The organism is Stenotrophomonas sp. YJH_SMC_105-26, assembly GCF_059368915.1.
This window is the reverse complement of the sequence record NZ_JCAFSD010000009.1, coordinates 21001-42770: the sequence shown is the minus strand read 5'-3', so window position 1 is coordinate 42770 and position 21770 is coordinate 21001. Positions and strand designations below refer to the sequence as shown.

Here is a 21770-nt window from a genome sequence, read left to right as displayed (position 1 = left end):
TGTTCATTGTCGCAGGCGGCGACTGGAATCGGAAGGCCTGCACAAAGCTGAATCCACTACGCTCCGCGCCATCGCTGCATCGCGGCCAGCCCGGCGGGTGCGCGACCCGCCGGGCTGGCCGCAGCCTACTGCTGCGGTACCGTGCGGGCCGGCGCCGCGCCTGAGCCCGGGTCGACGGCCGCATCCACCTTCCGGACCTCCACGCCCCCATCGTCGGTGCGACGCAGGGCCACCGACGCCGGCGCAGCCCTGCGCACATCCACCGAACCGTCCGCATTGCGCTGTACGTCCACCGCGCCGGGCAGGACCTCCCCCTCCGCGGGCCGGGCCGGCCGCAACTGCATGGCGTCGTCGATCTGGCGCGCCGGAATGCGCTCTGCGCCCGGATCACGCTCGACAGCCTGCGCGGGATCATTGCCCGGCGTGCAGGCCGCCAGTGCCATCAACGCGAAGGGAATCCACACCGTGCCGTGCAATCGAGTGATCTCAGCCATCAACATCTTCCTTCCTGCATGCGCCATCGGCGCGGAAGATCTATTGGGTGCGATGCAGGACGCCATGCGGTGAGAAGCAGTGCACAGCATTGAAAACACTGATGACGCGTATGCCCCTGATTTCAGCACTGCTTCAGTAGATCCACGCCATGCGTGGATGAAGCGCAACCCGGCGTGCGGGCAAGAAAAAAGCCACCTGGATGACCAAGTGGCTTTCGTCTGGTGGGCTGTCAAGGATTCGAACCTTGGACCTATTGATTAAGAGTCAACTGCTCTACCAACTGAGCTAACAGCCCGAAATCGGGGCGCGAATTATGACCCGATCCGCTCGGTGGGTGCAAGCACTTTCTTCAACATCGTTGAAACCAGCACTGCGATCCCGATGCGTTGCAGATCCACGCCAGGCGGGGCCCTGCAACGTGTGGCCCATTGAAACAAAAGGGTCACACCTATAAGAAAAAAGCCACCTGGCGTACCAGGTGGCTTCCGTCTTGGTGGGCCGTCAAGGATTCGAACCTTGGACCTATTGATTAAGAGTCAACTGCTCTACCAACTGAGCTAACGGCCCGTGAAACTCAGACGCACATTGTAGCGTGCTTTCTGTTTATTGCAATACCGTTTCGGCTGCGCCGATGCGGTTGAATCAGTGGGGTGGCTGAGGGGATTCGAACCCCCGACCACCGGAATCACAATCCGGTACTCTAACCAACTGAGCTACAGCCACCACTGAAACTTTCGCTCCACCGCCGATACCGCCAGCACTGGAACCTTGAAACCTTGCCTGGAGACTGTCACCGAAGTTCCGGTCCGCCGAAGCGAGTCCGATATTCTGGTGGAGTCTTTACGCTTTTGCAAGCACTTCTTCACATCCGCCGCTGCGATCCCGCTGTCCCGCCAATGGCGCGCCCGACAGGAATCGAACCTGTAACCGCCGGCTTAGAAGGCCGGTGCTCTATCCAGTTGAGCTACGGGCGCCCGAACCGGAACGGTGTCCAATCCGACGTGACGTGGGATTGGTCGGGGTAGAGGGATTCGAACCCCCGACATCCTGCTCCCAAAGCAGGCGCGCTACCAGACTGCGCTATACCCCGGTCTTGCAATCCCCTCGGGTCAGGCCCGGGGAGTTGGTCATTGTCGCCAAGCGCGTTGGGAACTGTCAACGAAGGATGCGCAGTTCCGCGGCCTGCCACAACGCCGAAAGCAGTCATCGGCTATGCTCACGCCCATCGGCCGGATGGCCGTCCTGACCCTCATTCGCACGGAGAACACGCATGCGCAGCGGCAACCCGGCTCTTTCCGAGTCGACCTTCCTCGACCTCGCCAGCGGTTCGGTGGTGACCAGCCCCGACCAGGCAATGACCCTCAACGGCACCGTCAACAAGACCGGTTTCCTGCTGCTGTTGACCGTGCTGACGGCCGCTTTCGCCTGGAACCAGACCATCGACGACTACGGCCAGGTCATGGCCGGAGCCAGGTTGTATGCCATGGGCGGCGCCATCGGCGGCCTGGTGCTGGCGCTGATCACCATCTTCAAGAAGGAATGGTCGCCGGTCACCGCGCCGATGTATGCGCTGGTGGAAGGCGTGTTCCTCGGCGCCATCTCGGCCCTGTTCAACGCCAAGTTCCCAGGCATCGTGTTCCAGGCCGTGCTGCTGACCTTCGGCACCCTGTTTGCGCTGCTGTTCGCGTACCGCAGCGGCGTGATCAAGGCCACCGAGAACTTCAAGTTGGGCGTGGTCGCCGCCACCGGCGGCATCGCCCTGCTCTACCTGGCCTCGTTCGTGCTGGGCTTCTTCAACATCAACGTGCCGGTGATCCACGACTCCAGCTGGCTGGGCATCGCCTTCAGCCTGTTCGTGGTGGTCGTGGCGGCGCTGAACCTGGTGCTGGACTTCGACTTCATCGAAACCGGCGTGGCCCAGCGCGCGCCGAAGTACATGGAGTGGTATGGCGCATTCGGCCTGATGGTGACCCTGGTCTGGCTGTATGTGGAGTTCCTGCGCCTGCTGTCGAAGATCCAGCAGCGCTGAGTCCAGCCACGCCGAGAGAGACAAGCCGCGATCCGCAAGGGTCGCGGCTTTTTTGTAGAGTCGAGCAAGCCCACACGTCCCCTGCCCCCATGCCCGACACCTTCCACAGCTACCGCCCGGCAGAGGGCCACCGTCTGCCGCATGACCCGTTCAACGCCATCATCGGCCCGCGCCCGATCGGCTGGATTTCCAGCCGCGACGCACAGGGCACGTTGAACCTGGCGCCCTACAGCTTCTTCAACGCCTTCAACTACACACCGCCGATCATCGGCTTCTCCAGCCAGGGCCGCAAAGACTCGCTGCGCAACATTGAAGCCACCGGTGAATTCGTGTGGAACCTGGCCACCTTCGACCTGGCCGAGGCGATGAACGAAAGCTGCCGTGCGGTCGCGCCGGATGTCGACGAGTTCGTCCTTGCCGGCCTGACGCCACTGGCCTCAACGCAGGTCACACCGCCCCGCGTGGCACAGAGCCCGGTAAGCATGGAATGCCGCTGCACGCAGATCGTCCGCCTGCGCGATGCCGCCGGCCAGGACACCAACGGCTGGCTGGTGCTGGGCGAAGTGGTGACGGTGCATATCGATGAACGGCTGCTGGTCGATGGCATCTACGACACCGCTGCGGCGGCCCCGATCCTGCGCGGCGGCGGGCCTGCCGACTACTTCCGCATCGGTGCCGGACAGCGCTTCCGCATGTTCCGCCCGACCTGACGTTCAACCGGTTACGGCCGCGCCAGCAGCGCCGGCATCGACGACGCCAGCAATGCGATGCCCGACGCGGTCAACAGGCTCAGTACGATCTGCCGGAAGCGCGCCTCGCTGATGCCGATGTAGACGCGCGCACCCAGCAGGGTCGGCACCAGCATCGCCGGCGCCACGATGGCGAAGTACGGCAGCATCTGCCGGCTCACCAGGCCGCTGCCGACATAGGTGGCCATGGTCACTGCCAGCATCGCCAGGTTGAAGTTCTGGATGACCGCGCGCTGCTCGTCCTTGCCGAAGCCACGCAGCGTGCTCCACAGCGTCGGCACCGGTCCGGCGAAACCGCCGATGCCGCTGAGCACCCCACCTGCCATGCCGGCGATCGCGTCACCGATACGACCACCCACGCGGATCGGCGGCAATGATCGCGCCATCAGCATCACCGGGCACCACAGCGCAAGGAAGCCGCCCAGCAGCGCCTTGAACCAGTCCATGTCCAGGTGTGGCAGTACCATCACGCCGAGCGGAATGCCCGCCAGGCCGCCCAGCACGAACGGCAGCAGCAGGCGCAGGTTGAAGCCCCGCCGCACGGTGAACACGGCCACCAGCTGACCGACCAGCGCGCCGAACACCGACAGCGCAGCGGCCAGTCGCGGCTCCAGCCCCCATGCCCAGAACGACATCGCTACCATCCCGAAGGCGAAACCGGACAGGCCCTGTACGAATCCGGCGACGATCGCGCCAAGCGCGACCAGCAGATACACCGACTCCATCATCACCCCGGCTGCAACCGCGCGACTACCCTGCCGCGCTCTCCTGTGCAGCGTAGTGCGCCGCGAGATGCTCGACCAGCGCACGCACCTTGGGCGCCAGTGCACGTGCATGCGGGTACAGCGCGAAGTAGCGTCGCTGGCCCGCATGCCAGGCCGGCAGCACGCGGATCAAACGACCGGCGCGCAGATCCTCCTGCACGGTGAAGGCGGTGAACAGGCTGATGCCCATGCCGGCCAGCGCGGCGGCGTACAGTGCGGGCGTGGCATCCACGCGCAGGCGCTGCCCGGCTTCGATGCTCGCGGTTGCGCCGCGCGGCCCCTGCAACTGCCAGGGCGGCAGTGCTGGCGTGGGACTGAAACCCAGCAGCGTGTGATGAGCCAGGTCCGCTGCCTGCCGCGGCAGTCCGTGGCGTGCCAGGTAGGCCGGTGCGGCGACCAGGATGCGCGGGCAGCTGGCCAGCTCGCGCGCGACCAGCTGGCTGTCCGGCAGTGAAACCGCGATGCGCAGGGCCAGGTCGAAACCACCACCGACCACATCGACCAGCTGGTCATCGGCCGACAGGTCCAGCGTGACCTGGGGGTAACGCTGCAGGAATGACGGCAGCCAGTGCGGCAGCTCCTGGCTGGCCACCACCTGCGGCACGCTGATCCGCACGCTTCCACTGGGCTGCGCCTGCCCGGCACGGGCACGGTCGTCGGCTTCCTGCAGGCGGTCCAGCAGCGTTGCCGCCTCACGGTAGTAGTCGCGCCCGGCCTCGGTCAACGACAGCCGGCGGCTGTTGCGATCGAGCAGGCGCACCTGCAGGTGTTCTTCCAGCTGCCGCAGTTGCCGCGACATCGCCGAGTGGGTGGTACCGAGGCGCTCGGCTGCCGCGGTGAAGCTGCCCGCATCGACGATGGCGCGCAGTGCACGCAGGGCAGCGAAGTGATCCATCGGCGGGCAGCTCCACGTGGCGGAGCCCGCGGCATGCGGGCCCCGCCAGCTTATCAAGCGCCGTCGCCGGCCTTGCGCACCGGCAGTGCCAGGATCGCGTCAGTCGTCATGACATCGCCGAAGGCGTCCTCGATCTGGGCCAGAGCGGCTTCATGCAGCGTGCGATGGCCGATGCGCCGGCCGCCAGCCAGGTCCAGGTCACGGCTGGCGCTGGCATCGGACGAGACGATCACCCGGTAACCACGGGGCGCGGCCGCCGCGTCGCGCGCGGCACCAGCCACGCAGGCATGGGTCTGCAGGCCGGTGACGATCAGGGTGTCGATGCCGGCGTTCTTCAGCAGCGGGTCGAGCACGGTGGAGGACGCGCCGGCGAACACGCTGACATTGTCCTTCTGCACCACGGTCTCGCCCTGGCGCGGCTGCAGGTCGCGATGGAAGGCAGCATTGACGCTGCCCTGTGCGAACAGCGGCGCACCCGCCGGCAGCACGTGCTGCACATGGATCACGCGGATGCCATGAGCATCGGCGAATTCGACCACCCGCTTCGCCTGCCGCAGCGCGGCCACGCCATCGGGAATGACCATGCGGCCACCGGCAAAGCCCGGTGCGGCCGTGGCATCGAAGTACTCATTCTGGAAGTCGATGACCAGCACGGCGGTCTTTGCCGCATCCAGCGAGGTCGCGACCGGCGCGCCAGCCATGTGGCGGATGGTGGGATGGGCCGGCTCGGCGGCGGCGACCGGGGCGGTGGTGGCCATGCCGATCAGGCTGGCCAGGCCGAAGGCGGTGAGGTTCATGTTCGAGCTCCAGTGCGTTGGGAAGTGGGCACAGGATGCGGAGCGCATGACGCACGAACCAGCCGCGTAGCGGCACATGATCTGTGCAATGTACGCACAGACAATTTCCCTGTAGAGCCACCCCATGGGTGGCTGCGGACCAAGGCCCCGTCATTCCACGCACGGCGTGGATCTACCGGGCCGGCCCACAACGCAACGGGGCGCCCGAAGGCGCCCCGCTGTGGATCCAACCGAGGTCGGCCGGCCGCTTACAGGCGGCTGGCGATGGCCTGGGCAAAGCTCATGGTGGTGCCGGTGCCGCCCAGGTCGCCGGTCAGCGAATCCTTGGCTTCCATGGTCGCCACGATGGCCTTGCGCAGGCGCTCGGCGTTTTCCGGCTGGCCGACATGGTCCAGCATCTGCGCGGCTGCCAGCAGCAGCGCGCACGGATTGGCCTTGCCCTGGCCGGCGATGTCCGGCGCGGTGCCGTGCACGGCTTCGAAGATCGCCGCGTCCTTGCCGATGTTGGCACCCGGGGCCAGGCCCAGGCCGCCGACGAGACCGGCGCACAGGTCGGAGATGATGTCGCCGAACAGGTTGGTGGTGACGATCACATCGAACTGTTCCGGACGCATCACCAGCTGCATGCAGCAGTTGTCGACGATCATTTCCTGGAACTCGATCTCCGGGTACTGTGCGGCGACTTCACGGGCGACGTTCAGGAACAGGCCCGAGGTCGACTTGATGATGTTGGCCTTGTGCACGGCAGTGACCTTCTTGCGGCCAGTGCTCTTGGCCAGCTCGAAGGCGTAGCGCACGATGCGCTCGGAGCCCTTGCGGGTGATGCGGGTGCCGGAGAAGGCGGTTTCGCCGTCGGCCGACACTTCCTGGCCTTCGGCCAGGTAGGCACCTTCGGTGTTCTCACGGACGGTGATCAGGTCGACGTTGTCGAAACGCGACTTGGTGTTCGGGAAGGTGTGGGCCGGACGCACGTTGGCGTACAGGTCGAAGTGGCGGCGCAGGCTGACGTTGATCGAGGTGAAGCCACCACCGACCGGGGTGGTCAGCGGGCTCTTCAGCGCGACCTTGTTGCGCGCGATCGATTCCAGGGTCACTGCCGGCATCAGGTCGCCGTGCTTTTCCAGGGCCACCAGGCCGGCGTCGGCGTCTTCGTACTCCAGGCCAGTCTTGAGCTGGTCGAGCACGAACAGGGTGGCGTCCATGATTTCCGGGCCAATGCCGTCGCCGCGGATGACCGTAATTTTCTGCGTCATTGATCGATGTTCCGAACAGGGGGAAAAACGCCGTCCGGACGTGCCCGGAAACGCCGGCGCAAAGGAAGTTTCACCGGCAATTATGCCTGAGCCGGGGCCGAGGTCCCAAATAGACCATGGTCCCAGTGCCCGGCCCAGGCAGAATTGCCCGCGCATTCCGCCTTATCCCCGCGCCTGTCGGCGCGCCCCCTTGAACAACAAGGGGGCTCCTGGGCTGTTGGATCGTGGGAAGGCCCCTCGCGGGTGCGGTAGTGCCGGCCGCTGGCCGGCAACCCCGGCCATGCCGGATTCAGGGAATACCGGCCAGCGGCCGGCACGCCCCTCAGTGCTCGTGCGCTGCCGGGGCGGCGGCGCCACCTTCAAGCTGGTCGAGGAAGTCGACCGCGCGGCGCAGGTGCGGGATCACGATCGATCCGCCCACCACCAGGCCGACCGAGAAGGTCTCGAAGAACTCCTCGCGGGTCACGCCGGCGTCCTTGCACTGGGCCACGTGATAGCTGATGCAGTCGTCGCAGCGCAGCACCATCGAGGCCACCAGGCCCAGCAGCTCCTTGGTCTTCACGTCCAGCGCGCCGGCCTGGTAGGTCTGCGTGTCCAGCGCGAAGAAGCGGCGCACCACCTGGTTCGGCTCACCCAGGATCCGCTCGTTCATGCGCTTGCGGAACTCGGTGAACTCGGCGATGCGGTCCTTGCTGCCGTCGTCGGCCGCGCTCATGCCTGGCCCTGCCCGGCCAGCAGCGGCTCGAGCTTGCCTTCACGGTGCAGGGCCATCATGTCGTCGTAGCCGCCGACATGGACGTCGCCGACGAAGATCTGCGGCACGCTGGTGCGGCGGGTCAGCGCCATCATCTTCTCGCGCTCGGCCGGGTCCAGGTCGATGCGGACCTCGGTCCACTGCTGGCCCTTGCTCTTCAGGAAGTTCTTGGCGGCCACGCAGTACGGGCAGACGGCGGTGGAATAGATGGTGATGGCGGGGGCACCGCCGGCGGTCTGGGCTGTCACGGGAAACTCCACGATGGATCGACGGTCTACATATGGTACCGGTGCGCTGGAATTTCCACGCCACGGCCGCAACACTGTGGATTAACGAATGGTTGCCCCCCGCCCTGCCACGCTTGGCGCGCCCCGCCCGAGGAACTCCTGCTTGCGAGCCCTGCTGCTGACTACCGCCGTCACCCTGGCCCTGGCCATGCCGCTGGCCCAGGCCCAGGAGAAGCTGCCCGACATCGGCTCCTCGGCCGGCGAGCTGCTGACCCCGGCCCGCCAGGCCGAGTACGGCGCGATGATGCTGCGCGAGCTGCGCAACTACGGTTACCTGCTGGAAGATCCGCTGGTCAACGACTGGCTGCAGACCATGGGCACCCGGCTCGGCTCCAACAGTGACCAGCCGCGGCAGCCGTACACCTTCTTCGTGATGAACGACCGCCAGATCAACGCGTTCGCCACGCTGGGCGGCTACATCGGGGTCAATGCCGGCCTGGTGCTGACCGCCGAGCGCGAGGACGAGGTCGCTGCGGTGCTGTCCCACGAAATCGCCCACGTCACCCAGCAGCATGTGCTGCGCGGCGTCGAGCGCGCCCAGCGTGACCAGATCCCGATCCTGCTGGGCATGCTGGCAGCGGTGGTGGCCGCCCAGGCCAGCAACAGCACGTCGTCCGGCAACGCGACGATGGCCGCGATCAGCTCGGGCATGGGCCTGATGCAGCAACGGCAGATCAACTACACCCGCTCCAACGAGTCCGAGGCCGACCGCCTGGGCATCCGCACCCTGTCGCGCAGCGGCTACGACGTGGATGCCATGGCCGGCTTCTTCGAACGGATGTCGGCGGCCATGCGTGGCAACGAAGGGGGCTACAGCGTGCCCGAGTTCCTGCGCACCCACCCGGTCAACATCACCCGCATCAGCGAAGCCAAGGCCCGCGCCGAGCAGATGAAGAAGGATACGATGCTGCTGACCACCAGCACCCCCACCGGCGAGCGCAAGGAGCGGGTGGACCCGGCCGATCCCAGCCTGGGCGAGCCGCTGCTGCGCGGCAACAACCCGCTGCTGCCCAGCAGTGTGCTGCGCCTCCCGATCGGCCAGCTCAACCGTGGCGCCAGCGGCGACTTCGACTGGGCACGTGAGCGCCTGCGCGTGCTCAGCGCGGATTCCACCCCCGAGCTGGAACGCGAGTATGCCGACCTGGCCAAGCGGCAGAAGGACGGTCTCAACGATGCGCAGCGCTATGGCCAAGCGCTGGCGGTCATGCGCGGTGGCCGTGCCGGCGCCGGCCAGGCCCGGCAGACCCTGGCCGGCCTGCTCCAGACCCATCCCGGCAACCTGTGGCTGGCGCTGGGCCTGGGCGAAGCGGAATCGCGGGCAGGCCAGGCGGCCCAGGCCAACAGCCGCTTCGAGCAGCTGCTGCGCGAACACCCCAACAGCCGCCCGGTGGCACTGACCTATGCCGAGATCCTGAACGAACAGGGCAACCGCGAGGCCGGCCAGCGCGCGCAGGCGATGCTGCGCCCCCTGTTGTCGCAAAGCGGTAACGATCCGGTCTTCCAGCAGCGCTTTGCCCGCGCCAGCGAGCTGGCCGGCGACAGCGTGCGTGCCAGCGAGGCCTATGCCGAGGCCGCCTTCCTCAGCGGTCGGCCGGAACAGGCGCTGCTGCAGCTGCAGGCGCTCAAGCGCAACCCGGCGCTGGATTACATTGGCCGCGCGCGGGTCGATGCCCGCATCGAAGCGATCACCCCAACCGTGCTGGAGCTGCGCCGCCAGGGCGTGCAGGACCCGGACCTGGACCGGCGCTGAGCGCTGCATGACCGGCCGATGGCAATCCAGGCCGGTTCCGGCCGGGCAGTCACAAACATGTCATCAAACCGTAGTCTACTGGCACCACTCCAGTAACCGAGCCCTACGGTGTCCTCGTGCAGAAACGCATCCTGATCGTCGATGACGAGCCCGCGATCCGTGAAATGGTCGCCTTCGCCCTTCGCAAGGGCGATTACGAACCGGTCCACGCCGGCGATGCCCGGGAGGCCCAGACCGCGATCGCCGACCGCGTTCCGGACCTGATCCTGCTGGACTGGATGCTGCCCGGCACCAGCGGCCTGGACCTGGCCCGTCGCTGGCGCAAGGAAACGCTGACCCGCGAAGTGCCGATCATCATGCTGACCGCCCGCGGCGAAGAGAACGACCGCGTCGGTGGCCTGGAAGCCGGCGTCGACGACTACGTGGTCAAGCCGTTCTCGGCGCGCGAACTGCTGGCGCGCATCCGTGCGGTGATGCGCCGTGCCCGCGAGGACGACGAGGACGGCAGCGTGGCAGTCGGCCCGATCCGCATCGACGGCGCCGCCCATCGCGTGTTCGCCAACGACCAGCCGGTGCCGATCGGCCCGACCGAATACCGCCTGCTGCACTTCTTCATGACCCATCCGGAGCGCGTCTACACCCGCGCGCAGCTGCTGGACCATGTATGGGGTGGCAGCGTGTACGTGGAGGAGCGCACCATCGACGTGCATATCCGCCGCCTGCGCAAGACGCTGGAACCGTTCAACGCCGAGAACATGGTGCAGACCGTGCGCGGCGCCGGCTACCGGTTCTCCACTGCCACCTGAGTCTCGTCGTGCCGGCACCGCGCACCTGCGGGTGCCGGTGCCGGCAACTCTGCTATAACCCTTGGTTCACTCCAGTGAACCGCCGCACCTCAACGACGAGACCGCAATGCCCCGCCACATCCGCTCTGCCTGGTTGAAGACCCTGGCCACCGTTGCCGCGGTACTGCTGTTCGCCGGACTGGTGGGGTGGTTCACGGGCCATCTGTGGTTGTGCATCGCGCTGGGCGCACTGGCCACCCTGGCCTGGCATTACTGGCGCCTGCGCAGCGTGCTGCGCCGCCTGACCGCACGCCAGCGCTGGGACACCGCCGAAGAAGGCACCGGCGTCTGGAACGAACTGGACCGCCTGCTGTATCGCAACCAGGTGGAAATGCGCGTGCGCAAGCGCCGCCTGCTGGACATGCTGCGCAGCTACCGCGCCGCCGCCGCCGCATTGCCCGACGCGGTGGTGGTGCTGGACCGCAACAGCCAGCGCGTGCAGTGGTTCAACGAAGCGGCCACCGCCCTGCTCGGCCTGCACCATCCCGGCGACCTTGGCGAGGCCCTGGTCGAACGCTTGCAACCGATGCCGCTGGCCCACTGGCTGGCCGGTGGCCGCAATGCCGAACCGATCCTGGACGTGCCCTCGCCGGTCGATCCGGCGATCCGCCTGAACCTGCGCCTGATTCCCTATTCGTCGGATTACTGGCTGCTGATCGCCCGCGACGTCAGCAAGCTGCTGCGCCTGGAACAGGTGCGCCGCGACTTCGTGGCCAATGTTTCACACGAGCTGCGCACGCCGCTCACCGTGGTCCACGGCTACCTGGACATGATGGATCCGGAGGACTTCCCCGGCACCGGCCCGATGCTGGAAGAAATGCGCAAGCAGAGCCAGCGCATGGCCCAGCTGGTGGAAGACCTGCTGACCCTGTCGCGGCTGGAATCGCAGGAGCACAGCGAGGAAGAGACCGTGGCCATGCAGCCGATGCTGGCGACCCTGCGCCGCGAGGCCGAGGCGCACAGCCAGGGCCGCCACCAGATCAGCATCGATGATCTGGCCGGTGTCGACCTGCAGGGTTCGACCAAGGAACTGCACAGTGCCTTCTCCAACCTGGTCACCAACGCGGTGCGCTATACCCCGGCCGGGGGCCGCATTGCGGTGGAGTTCCGCCGCGAAGGCGACGGCGCCGTTCTGGCGGTGCGCGATTCCGGCTACGGCATTCCCGCCACCCACCTGCCGCGCCTGACCGAACGTTTCTACCGTGTGTCCAGCAGCCGCTCGCGCGAGAGCGGCGGCACCGGGCTGGGCCTGTCCATCGTCAAGCACATCCTCGGCCTGCACCACGCACGGCTGGAGATTGAAAGCGAAGTCGGCAAGGGCTCGGTGTTCTCCTGCCATTTCGATGCCGACCACGTGCGCCCGCGCGAGTCCGCCCCCCTGACCTCCATCGAAGAATGACGCCATGAGCAGCCTCGGATCCCTCCCCCTCCCCGTGAGCCCGGACAACGATCCGTTGCGCGACCCGTCGCTGTACATCAACCGCGAGCTGTCGCAGCTGGATTTCAACTTCCGCGTGCTGGCGCAGGCCATGGACCCGCAGGTGCCGCTGCTGGAGCGCCTGCGCTTCATGTGCATCTCCTGCACCAACCTCGACGAGTTCTTCGAGATCCGTGCCGCCGCCGTGCGCCACGCGCAGGAATTCGGCCTGCCGCCGGCGCCGGACGGCATGAGCCCGCAGGCCATCCTCAACGCCATCCATGACCGCGCTGCGGAGCTGGTGGACCAGCAGTACCGCTGCTGGAACGAGACGCTGCGCCCGGCGCTGATGGAGGCCGGCATCGGCGTGCTCGGTCGCCATTCCTGGACCGACCGCCAGAGGCGCTGGCTGCGCGCCTACTTCCGCAACGAGATCATGCCGGTGCTGTCGCCGCTGGGCCTGGACCCGGTGCACCCGTTCCCGAAGATCCTCAACAAGTCGCTGAACATCGTGGTGGTGCTGAAGGGCACCGATGCGTTCGGCCGCGCCGGCCACCTGGCGATCGTGCGTGCGCCGCGCTCGCTGCCGCGCATCATCCAGCTGCCGGAGAAGCTCGGCGGATCGCAGAACTTCGTGTTCCTGTCCTCGGTGCTGTCGACCTTCGTCGATGAGCTGTTCCCGGGCATGGAAGTCCAGGGTGCCTACCAGTTCCGTGTCACCCGCAACTCCGAGCTGGTGGTGGACGAGGAGGAAGTGGAGAACCTGGCGCTGGCGCTGCGCGACGAACTGGTCGACCGCGGCTACCGGCCGGCGGTGCGCCTGGAGATCGCCCACGACATGCCGCGCGAGATCGTGCGCACGCTGCTGCAGAATTTCGGCCTGACCGAGAACGCGGTGTACCGCATCGACGGCCCGGTCAACCTCAACCGCATCATCCAGCTGTACGACCTGATCGCGCAGCCAGACCTGAAGTACCCGCCGATGACCCCGCGCACGCTGCGCGACAGCGACGGCATCTTCGAGACCACGGCGCGCCAGGACCTGCTGCTGCACCACCCGTTCGATGCCTTCACCGCGGTGCTGGACCTGATCCGGCAGGCGGCGATCGATCCCAACGTGCTGGCGATCAAGCAGACGCTGTACCGCACCGGCAAGGATTCGCTGATCGTCGACGCACTGATCCAGGCCGCGCGCAACGGCAAGGACGTGACTGTAGTGGTCGAACTGCGTGCGCGCTTCGACGAAGAGGCCAACCTGGGCCTGGCCGATCGCCTGCAGGAGGCCGGGGTGCAGGTGGTGTACGGCGTGGTCGGCTACAAGACCCACGCCAAGATGCTGCTGATCGTGCGCCGCGAAGGCCGCAAGCTGCGCCGCTACGTGCACCTGGGCACCGGCAACTACCACAGCGGCACTGCCCGCGCGTACACCGACATCAGCCTGATCACCGCCGATCCGGACATCGGCAATGACGTGCACCTGTTGTTCCAGCAGCTGTCCGGGCTGGCCTCGAAGATGAAGCTCAAGCGCCTGCTGCAGTCGCCCTTCACCCTGCACACCGGCATCCTCGGCCGTATCGAGCGCGAGACGCGCATCGCCGCCGCCGGCCGCCCAGCGCGGATCATCGCCAAGATGAACGCGTTGAACGAACCGCAGGTGGTGCGCGCGCTGTACGCCGCGTCGCAGGCCGGCGTGCAGATCGACCTGATCATCCGTGGCGCCTGCACCCTGCGTCCGGGCGTTCCGGGTGTCTCGGACAACATCCGCGTGCGCTCGATCGTCGGCCGCTTCCTGGAGCACAGCCGCGTCTACTGGTTCGGCAACGACGGCGCGCCGGAGATGTACTGCGCCAGCGCCGACTGGCTGGAACGCAACCTGCTGCGCCGGGTCGAGACCTGCTTCCCGATCCTCGATCCGGAACTGGCCAAGCGGGTGTACCGCGAGGTCCTGCAGAACTACCTGGACGACAACCTCAACGCCTGGGAACTGGACGCCGACGGCCTCTACCACAAGCGTGCGCCGGCGCACGACGAAGCCCCGCATTCTGCGCAGATGGCATTGATGCAGGGGCTGTAGTCCTGCCCCGGTGGACCCCGACCGCTGGTCGGGATTCGATCAGCGGTCGCCCGGGGTCAGATCCCTTTCCTGCGGGAAAGGGATCTGACCCCTTGCAATCCTGCTGCACGCCTCCTTCCAAAATGTGAAGGCCGCGCGGTGACGAGCACACCGCCGCTTCGGCTAACATTCGCCCATGCCGCATACCTCCACGACTCCGCCCGCATTGCAGGATGGCGACCTGCTGGCCGCCATCGACCTTGGCTCCAACAGTTTCCACATGGTCATCGCGCGCTACACGCTCGGCCAGCTGCGGGTGATCGACCGCCTTCGCGAGACGGTGCGCATGGCCGACGGGCTGGATGGCAAAGGCGGACTGTCTTCCGCCGCACGGCAGCGCGCGCTGGAATGCCTGGCCCGTTTCGGCCAGCGCATCCGCAATGTGCCGCCGCATCGGGTGCGCGCGCTGGCCACCAACACGGTGCGCCAGCTGCGTTCTCCCCAGTCGTTCCTGGTCCCGGCCGAAACTGCACTGGGACACGCCATCGAAGTGGTCAGCGGCCGCGAAGAAGCCCGCCTGATCTACCTGGGCGTGGCCCACGCGCAACCCCCCAAGCCCGGCCAGCGCCGGCTGGTGATCGACATCGGTGGCGGCTCCACTGAATTCATCATCGGCATGGGCATGCAGACCCTGGAGCGCGAAAGCCTGCAGGCCGGTTGCATCGCCAGCACCCGGCGCTTCTTCCCCGGCGGCAAACTCAGCAAGAAGCGCTGGAAGGACGCGCTGGCCGAGATCGGCCGCGAGTTCCAGCCCTTCGCCAGCAAGTACCGCGCGCTGGGCTGGCAGGAGGCGCTGGGTTCTTCGGGCACGCACAAGGCGATCAGCGAGATCTGCGCGACGATGAAGCTGAGCAAGGGTGCGATCACCGCCGAGGCCCTGCCGCAACTGCGCGATGAGCTGCTGAAGGCCAAGAAGATCGACGACATCCAGTTGCCGGGCCTGTCCAGCGACCGCCGCCCGATCATCGCCGGCGGCATCCTGGTGCTGGAAGCGGCGTTCCAGGCACTTGGCCTGCAGAAGCTGCTGGTCAGCAAGGCCGCGATGCGCGAGGGCATCCTCTACGACATCGTCGGCCGTGCCGGCGAGAACGACCTGCGCGATGAATCGGTGGCCGCGCTCAGCCAGCGCTACGGTATCGATACGGTACAGGCCGACCGCGTGCAGGACACCGCTCTGTCACTGCTGGAGCAGGTGCAGGAACGCTGGAAGCTCGATGCCGATGATGCGCGCATGCTCGGCTGGGCCGCACGCCTGCACGAACTGGGCCTGATGATTGCCCACAGCGGCTACCACGTGCATGGCAGCTACGTGCTGGAGCACTCGGACATCGCCGGCTTCTCCCGCCAGGAACAGCAGATGCTGGCCGCGCTGGTGCGCAGCCATCGCCGCAGCGTGACCAAGACCGCCTTCGACGCCCTGCCCGAGCGACTGCTGCTGACCGCGCGCCGGTTGGCGGCCCTGCTGCGGCTGGCGGTGCTGCTCAACCGCGCGCATGAGGACGACCCGCTGCCGGCGCTGGAACTGACCGCCGACGACAACCGGCTGTCGCTGATCGTGCCGCAGGCATTCATCGATGCCCGTCCGCTGCTGCGCGCCGACCTGATCGGCGAGACCGACGGGATCGCCGGGCTGGGCATCCAGTTCCGTCCGTTCGTAGCCTGAATACGCCGTCGCCTGTTGTCCACAGGACAGCAGGAGTGACGCACTTCGCACCCCCACTTTGCGCAGTCTGGCGGTTTTTTGTGCTGCTTCGCATCACGACGGCACCGTATCGCGTATCGCACCTCTCACGTAAGCGCCTGCTTTTGTTCACGTTTTGTGAAGGATGGGGGTGTCCCGTGACATAAATCGATACGAACTCTTTACAGAGCATTAACTAACGAGACTACTATCGGGTCACCGGCTCGGTCATCAACCCAGCTGGCTCCTTCGACGCCCACTTTGGCGTCTTGTGCACGACCTGAGAGAGAGAGCTCGCCATGACTTCACGCACCACCGCACTGGGGCAGGCCATCCGCTATGCCCTGGCTACCACCGCAACGTTGGCCGCCCTGCCCGCGTTTGCCCAGGACGGCAGCAACGCAACGCCCACCAACCTCGACCGCATCGAGATCACCGGCTCGCGCATCCGCCAGGTGGACGTGGAAACCGCCCAGCCGGTGTTCGCGATCACCCGTACGGCCATCGAGCAGCAGGGCTTCAGCTCGGTCGCCGACATCCTGCAGAACGTCACTGCGATGGGCAGCCCGGCGATCAGCCGCGCCAACGCGCTGACCGCCGGTGAGAACGCGGGTGGTTCGTATATCGACATGCGCAACCTGGGCACCCAGCGCACGCTGGTGCTGATCAACGGCAAGCGCCTGGGCATCAGCACCTCCGGTTACCAGGACATCTCCACGATTCCGGTCTCGGCGGTGGAGCGCATCGAAGTGCTGAAGGACGGCGCGTCGGCCATCTACGGTTCCGATGCCATGTCCGGCGTGGTGAACATCATCACCCGTTCCAATGTCACCGGTGTGACCGCCAACGTCTACCACGGCCAGTTCAGCCAGGGCGACGGCGCGCGTGACCGCTTCGACGTGGTGGCGGGCTGGAGCAATGACCGCATCTCGCTGACCGTCGCGGCCGAACATGCCGAAGAGAAGGCGGTGTGGGCCAAGGACCGTGGCTTCAGCGCGTACGGCCTGACCGACCGCCATGCCGACAACCTGACCAACTGGACCACCATCAGCCAGTGGGGCCAGTTCACCGGCCTGAAGGGTCGCCCGGGCTGCACCACTGCCAGCGGCTGCAACTACTCGCTCAACCGCGGTGCTGACCCGACCAACCCGGCCAACTACCACATCACCGATCCGTCGGCGTTCACCGGCGACGTCAGTAACGCCAACGAGCAGATGCACCTGAACTTCCCGCTCAAGCGCGATTCGGTGTACTTCGACGGCCGCTTCAAGATCACCGACAACGTCAACTTCCGCACCGAGCTGGGCTACAACAAGCGCAAGGCCGTGCGCCAGATCGCCGGCTACCCGCTGCAGTCCAGCACCGCTGGCGTGGGCTCGATGTCGATCGACAGCTACTTCAACCCGTTCGGCCGCCAGCACGGCTACGCCACCCCGACCGCCGTGGCCTGGAACCGCCGCACCTGGGAAGTGCCGCGCGTGACCACCAGCGAGCTGAAGACCTACCGCGCAGTGGCGTCGTTCGACGGTTCGTTCGAGATCGGCAGCCGCTACTTCGATTGGGAAGCGGGCTACCAGTACAACCGCAACGAGCTGGAAACCATTGCCACCGGCAACCTGCACAAGGCGCGCGTCGCCGGCGGCGTCGGCCCGTCGTTCTACAATGCGGCCACCGGCAAGGTCCAGTGCGGCACCGCTGCCGCGCCGATCTCCTATGACGTGTGCAAGCCGTGGAACCCGCTGGTGCCGTACGGCACGATCGATCCGAACGGCATCGATGGCAACGCCGACCTGCAGGCCTGGCTGTTCCCGCCGGAAGTCACCACCGGCAAGACCACCAGCAAGAACTTCTTCGCCAACATCGCCGGTTCCATCGTGACCCTGCCGGCCGGCGACCTGGGCTTCGCGTTCGGTGTGGAAAGCCGCAAGGAGACCGGTGAGTACCGTCCGGATCCGCTGGCGCAGGCCGGCGCCACCACCAACCTGGCCGCAGGCCCGACCGGTGGCGGCTACAAGGTCAACGAGGCGTACCTGGAAATCAACGTGCCGGTGCTGGCGGACCTGCCGGGTGCCAAGGAACTGACCTTCAACGGCGCCACCCGCTTCTCGGACTACGACACCTTCGGCAACACGCTCAACAGCAAGTTCGGCTTCAAGTGGAAGCCGTTCGACCAGCTGCTGGTCCGTGGTACCTGGGCTGAAGGCTTCCGCGCCCCGACCATCAGCGATCTGTACGGTGGCGGCTCGCAGACCTTCGCCCAGTTCAGCGATCCGTGCGACGTGCAGTTCGGCTCCTCGCGCACCAGCGCCGAGGTGCGTGCCCGCTGCGCCCGTGACATTGCCAACGCCGCGACGTTCCGCCAGTTGCGCCAGGGCAACCAGCCGGTCGCCACCTCGGTCGACGCGACGCCGGTGCCGTTCGTGTCCGGCTCCAACCCGGACCTGACCCCGGAAACCTCGACCAGCAAGACGCTGGGCCTGGTCTGGAGTCCGAGCTTCATCAAGAACTTCAACGCCTCGCTGGACTGGTGGAAGATCCGCATCGACAACACCATCGTTGCCGACAGCCCGACCCAGATCCTGATCGACTGCTACGAGCAGGGCATCGACGCACGTTGCCAGCGCTTCACCCGTGACAAGTCGACCGGCCCGACCGCCGGCATCGTCGATACCCTGCAGTTCGGCAGCCGCAATGCCGGCTTCATGGAAACCGAAGGCTACGACCTGGACCTGAACTACCGCCTGGATACCAGCGTCGGCAAGTTCAACGCCGGCTGGGCCACCACCTATGTCAGCAAGAGCGAGTTCCGCTCGACCAACGACAGCACGGTGGTGCCGACCGTCTCCAACGGCATCGGCAGCAACTTCCGCGTCCGTTCGAACCTGGTGCTGGGCTGGGACCTGGGCAACTTCGGCGTCAGCTGGACCGCGCGTTACTACTCCGGCGTGAAGGAGCAGTGCGTGGACATCCGTGCCTATCCGGACGAGTGCTCCGATCCGGGCGTGTACGCCCCGTGGTACAAGGGTGCCCGCAACTACAACGAGCGTGGTTCGGTCACCTTCCACGACGTGCAGTTCCGCTACTCGCTGCCGTGGGATGCCACCGTCTCGGTCGGTGCCAACAACGTGTTCGAGAAGACCGGCCCGATCATGTACACCAAGCCGAACTCGGCCTTCTCGTACTACGGTGGCTACGATATCGGCCGCTTCGTCTACATGAAGTACCAGCAGCGCTTCTGATCCATCGCGCTGTCACGTGAAGCACGACAACCACGGCCCTTCGGGGCCGTGGTTTTTTATTGGCCGCCGCGCCCAGGCGCTGGCCGGCGCCACCGTCATCTGATGGTCGCAAAGCGGTCATGTCGGCTACATCGCCAGGCCCGAGCATGCCGGAAACCCGGAGGCCCGCCATGCGCTATGCCATCGTCACCGAGACCTATCCACCGGAAGTGAACGGCGTCGCCCTCACCGTGCAGGGGCTGGAACAAGGTCTGCGCGCAGCCGGGCACGAGATCGACCTGGTCCGCCCCCGCCAGTCCAGCGAAGCGCTGGATTCGGCACCCGGCACCTTGCTGGTTCCCGGCGCCGCCCTGCCCCGCTACCCCGGCCTGCGTTTCGGACTGCCGGCGCCGATCCGGCTGGGCCGCCATTGGCAGAAACAACGCCCGGATGCGGTCTACATCGCCACCGAAGGTCCGCTCGGCTGGTCGGCACTGCGCACTGCGCGCCGCCTCGGCATTCCGGTCGCCAGCGGCTTCCACACCCGCTTCGACGAGTACCTGCCCGACTACGGCGTGGCGTGGCTGCAGGCCGCAGCCATGCGCTGGATGCGCCGTTTCCACAACCAGGCCGATGCCACCCTGGTGCCGACCCGCGAGCTGCAGCAGTTCCTCGGCGAACAGGGCTTCGAGCGCGTGCGCCTGCTGGCCCGCGCGGTGGACAGCCAGCAGTTCGATCCGGGACGGCGCGATCCCGCGCTGCGCGAGGAATGGGGCGTGGATGGCAACGGCCTGGTGGCGATCTATGTCGGCCGCATCGCTGCTGAAAAGAACCTCGGCCTGGCAGTGAAGGCATTCCGCCGGCTGCAGCAGATCCGGCCCAAGGCACGCTTCGTGTGGGTCGGGGATGGCCCGGCCCGCGAGAAGCTGGCACATGAAAACCCCGACTTCATCTTCTGTGGCATCCAGCGCGGCGATGCGCTGGCCCGGCACTTCGCCAGCGGCGATCTGTTCCTGTTCCCCAGCCGCAGCGAGACGTTCGGCAACGTGACCCTGGAAAGCATGGCCAGCGGTGTGGCCACCGTGGCCTTCGACTACGGCGCCGCGCGCGAGTACCTGCGCAATGGCGAGAACGGCGCAGCCGTGGACAGCGACGATCAGTTCATCGAGGCCGCCGTGCGACTGGCCGCCGATGACGCGCAGCGCCGCGAACTGGGCGGCAATGCCGCACGCGCGATGAAGCGCCTGCATCCACAACAGGTGGTGGCCGAGTTCGATGCACTGCTGGCCGAACTGGCACAGTCGCGGAGGAACGGCCATGCGCACTACGCCGCTTGAGCTGCTGGCCGGGCGCGAAGCACGCTGGTGCCGGCGCGCAAACCACTACTGCCGGCGGCGCCGCGTGCGTCGCCTGTTCGCGGTCATCAGCCGGCTCGGCGATGGCGTGTTCTGGTACGTGCTGATGGCCGCGCTGGTGGTGCTGGACGGCTTCGACGGCCTGCGCGCCTCGGTGCACATGGCCGCCACGGGCCTGGCCGCGCTGCTGCTGTACAAGGTCCTCAAGCGCTGGACCCGGCGCCCGCGGCCCTACGCGGCCGACCTGCGCATCCGCGCCTGGGTGGCGCCGCTGGACGAGTTCAGTTTCCCCTCCGGACACACCCTGCATGCGGTGTCGTTCACCATCGTGGCACTGGCCTACTACCCGTGGCTGGCGCCGCTGCTGGTGCCGTTCACCTGTGGCGTTGCACTGTCGCGGGTGGTCCTGGGCCTGCACTATCCTTCCGATGTGCTGGCAGCCACCGCCATCGCCATCGTGCTGGCTTCGGCCAGCCTGACCTGGCTGCCGCTGCCGGTGTGACGACCGGAGCCAGGCAAGGCCCGGCGCCACCATCATCATTGATGGCCTAGAATGCGGGCATGACCACGCTGTTCATTTCCGACCTGCACCTGGACCCCAGCCGTCCGGAGATCACCGACCTGTTCCTGCGCTTCCTGCGCGAGCAGGCGCCCGGCGCCGATGCGCTGTACATCCTCGGCGACCTGTTCGAGGCCTGGATCGGCGACGACACGCCCTCGCCCGCCGCCGACACGGTGGCCGATGCGTTGAAGGTGCTGTCCGACAGCGGCGTGCCGGTGTACTTCATCCGCGGCAACCGCGACTTCCTGCTCGGTGAGGACTACGCGCGCCGTGCCGGCCTGCGCATCCTGCCCGACCCGTGCATGATCGAACTGTACGGCCGCGCGGTGCTGCTGCAGCACGGTGACCTGCTGTGCACCGATGACATTCCCTACCAGCAGTTCCGTGCACAGACGCGCGACCCGGTATTCCAGGCGCAGTTCCTGTCGCAGCCGCTGGCCGCACGCATCGCGTTCGCGCAGAAGGCGCGCGAAGCCAGCCAGGCGCGCCAGTCCGAGATGAAGCAGGACGATCGTGCGCAGTTCGAGTCGGTGACCGACGTGGCCCCGGCCGAAGTCGATGCCACCTTCGTGCGCCATGGCGTGGACACCATGATCCATGGCCATACCCATCGGCCGGCGATCCACACGCTGCAGGCCGGAGGTCGCGAGCGCACCCGCATCGTGCTGGGTGACTGGTACGAACAGGGTTCGGTGCTGCGCGTGGATGCCAGCGGCTGGACGCTGGATACGCTCGCGCGCGAATAACGGATCGCAAGGTGCCAACCAAGGTTGGCATCTACCAGAGCAGGGTGCATGCGCCCGGGT

At 66.8% G+C, this 21770-nt stretch carries 18 protein-coding genes and 5 tRNA genes; 11 read left to right on the top strand and 12 right to left on the bottom strand.

Translation table 11 applies throughout. The features are described 5' to 3' along the window. Positions 1-125 precede the first annotated feature (125 nt). From AC5P7F_RS17630 to AC5P7F_RS17605, 6 genes are all read right to left on the bottom strand, one after another. Positions 126-494: a hypothetical protein gene (locus tag AC5P7F_RS17630; RefSeq protein WP_111205354.1), complete on the bottom strand. Its 369-nt coding sequence runs from the start codon at positions 492-494 to the stop codon at positions 126-128. Between the two features lie 220 nt (positions 495-714). Beyond that, positions 715-790: transfer RNA gene (locus AC5P7F_RS17625), tRNA-Lys, on the bottom strand. 196 nt (positions 791-986) lie between these two features. After that, a tRNA-Lys gene (locus AC5P7F_RS17620) sits at positions 987-1062 on the bottom strand. A 79-nt stretch (positions 1063-1141) separates the two neighbouring features. Then, positions 1142-1218: transfer RNA gene (locus AC5P7F_RS17615), tRNA-His, on the bottom strand. Positions 1219-1392: 174 nt separating this feature from the next. Further along, positions 1393-1469, bottom strand: a tRNA-Arg gene (locus AC5P7F_RS17610). Positions 1470-1508: 39 nt separating this feature from the next. Then, positions 1509-1585 (bottom strand) — tRNA-Pro (locus AC5P7F_RS17605). A gap of 180 nt (positions 1586-1765) precedes the next feature. On the opposite strand from AC5P7F_RS17605, the gene AC5P7F_RS17600 reads away from it, so the two are divergent. Both AC5P7F_RS17600 and AC5P7F_RS17595 read left to right on the top strand, forming a co-directional pair. Further along, on the top strand, positions 1766-2524 hold the full coding sequence (locus AC5P7F_RS17600) for a Bax inhibitor-1/YccA family protein (RefSeq protein ID WP_014646095.1): 759 nt from the start codon (positions 1766-1768) through the stop codon (positions 2522-2524). 89 nt (positions 2525-2613) lie between these two features. Beyond that, positions 2614-3234, top strand: coding sequence for a flavin reductase family protein (locus tag AC5P7F_RS17595; RefSeq protein ID WP_014646094.1), 621 nt, complete (start codon positions 2614-2616; stop codon positions 3232-3234). Between the two features lie 11 nt (positions 3235-3245). Here the strand turns inward: AC5P7F_RS17595 and AC5P7F_RS17590 are convergent, their stop codons facing one another. From AC5P7F_RS17590 to grxC, 6 genes are all read right to left on the bottom strand, one after another. After that, complete coding sequence (locus AC5P7F_RS17590) at positions 3246-3998, bottom strand: TSUP family transporter (RefSeq protein ID WP_164077916.1); 753 nt, start codon at positions 3996-3998, stop codon at positions 3246-3248. Positions 3999-4023: 25 nt separating this feature from the next. After that, entirely contained in the window at positions 4024-4932 is a 909-nt protein-coding gene (locus AC5P7F_RS17585) for a LysR family transcriptional regulator (protein ID WP_164077915.1), read from the bottom strand. A 53-nt stretch (positions 4933-4985) separates the two neighbouring features. Further along, positions 4986-5729 carry a cysteine hydrolase family protein gene (locus tag AC5P7F_RS17580; RefSeq protein ID WP_014646091.1) on the bottom strand — a complete coding sequence of 248 codons (744 nt, stop codon included), beginning with the start codon at positions 5727-5729 and terminating at the stop codon, positions 4986-4988. A gap of 248 nt (positions 5730-5977) precedes the next feature. Beyond that, a complete protein-coding gene (locus tag AC5P7F_RS17575) occupies positions 5978-6982 on the bottom strand; it encodes an isocitrate dehydrogenase (RefSeq protein ID WP_014036138.1) in 1005 nt (334 codons plus the stop codon). A gap of 322 nt (positions 6983-7304) precedes the next feature. Next, complete coding sequence (locus tag AC5P7F_RS17570) at positions 7305-7697, bottom strand: carboxymuconolactone decarboxylase family protein (RefSeq protein ID WP_004154542.1); 393 nt, start codon at positions 7695-7697, stop codon at positions 7305-7307. Beyond that, entirely contained in the window at positions 7694-7984 is a 291-nt protein-coding gene (grxC, locus tag AC5P7F_RS17565; protein ID WP_004154541.1) for a glutaredoxin 3, read from the bottom strand. The genes AC5P7F_RS17570 and grxC overlap by 4 nt, the downstream gene beginning before the upstream one ends. Before the next feature lie 142 nt (positions 7985-8126). Here grxC and AC5P7F_RS17560 point away from each other — a divergent pair, with 142 nt between their 5' ends. The 9 genes from AC5P7F_RS17560 to lpxH all read left to right on the top strand — a co-directional run bounded on the left by AC5P7F_RS17560 (position 8127) and on the right by lpxH (position 21710). Then, positions 8127-9773: a M48 family metalloprotease gene (locus tag AC5P7F_RS17560; RefSeq protein WP_164077619.1), complete on the top strand. Its 1647-nt coding sequence runs from the start codon at positions 8127-8129 to the stop codon at positions 9771-9773. A 116-nt stretch (positions 9774-9889) separates the two neighbouring features. Beyond that, positions 9890-10579, top strand: coding sequence for a phosphate regulon transcriptional regulator PhoB (gene phoB, locus AC5P7F_RS17555; RefSeq protein ID WP_005408258.1), 690 nt, complete (start codon positions 9890-9892; stop codon positions 10577-10579). A 106-nt stretch (positions 10580-10685) separates the two neighbouring features. After that, entirely contained in the window at positions 10686-12017 is a 1332-nt protein-coding gene (phoR, locus tag AC5P7F_RS17550) for a phosphate regulon sensor histidine kinase PhoR (RefSeq protein ID WP_005415460.1), read from the top strand. A gap of 4 nt (positions 12018-12021) precedes the next feature. Beyond that, positions 12022-14109: a polyphosphate kinase 1 gene (ppk1, locus tag AC5P7F_RS17545; protein WP_046429123.1), complete on the top strand. Its 2088-nt coding sequence runs from the start codon at positions 12022-12024 to the stop codon at positions 14107-14109. Positions 14110-14284: 175 nt separating this feature from the next. Then, positions 14285-15811, top strand: coding sequence for an exopolyphosphatase (ppx, locus tag AC5P7F_RS17540; protein WP_032955928.1), 1527 nt, complete (start codon positions 14285-14287; stop codon positions 15809-15811). 317 nt (positions 15812-16128) lie between these two features. Beyond that, entirely contained in the window at positions 16129-19068 is a 2940-nt protein-coding gene (locus AC5P7F_RS17535; RefSeq protein WP_164077618.1) for a TonB-dependent receptor domain-containing protein, read from the top strand. Positions 19069-19238: 170 nt separating this feature from the next. After that, positions 19239-20384 (top strand): glycosyltransferase family 4 protein, encoded by a 1146-nt coding sequence (locus AC5P7F_RS17530; protein WP_049407510.1) that lies wholly within the window; start codon positions 19239-19241, stop codon positions 20382-20384. Next, positions 20365-20904: a phosphatase PAP2 family protein gene (locus tag AC5P7F_RS17525; protein WP_032955935.1), complete on the top strand. Its 540-nt coding sequence runs from the start codon at positions 20365-20367 to the stop codon at positions 20902-20904. The genes AC5P7F_RS17530 and AC5P7F_RS17525 overlap by 20 nt, the downstream gene beginning before the upstream one ends. Positions 20905-20963: 59 nt before the next feature. Then, positions 20964-21710 (top strand): UDP-2,3-diacylglucosamine diphosphatase, encoded by a 747-nt coding sequence (gene lpxH, locus AC5P7F_RS17520; RefSeq protein ID WP_032955937.1) that lies wholly within the window; start codon positions 20964-20966, stop codon positions 21708-21710. Positions 21711-21770: the final 60 nt, after the last annotated feature.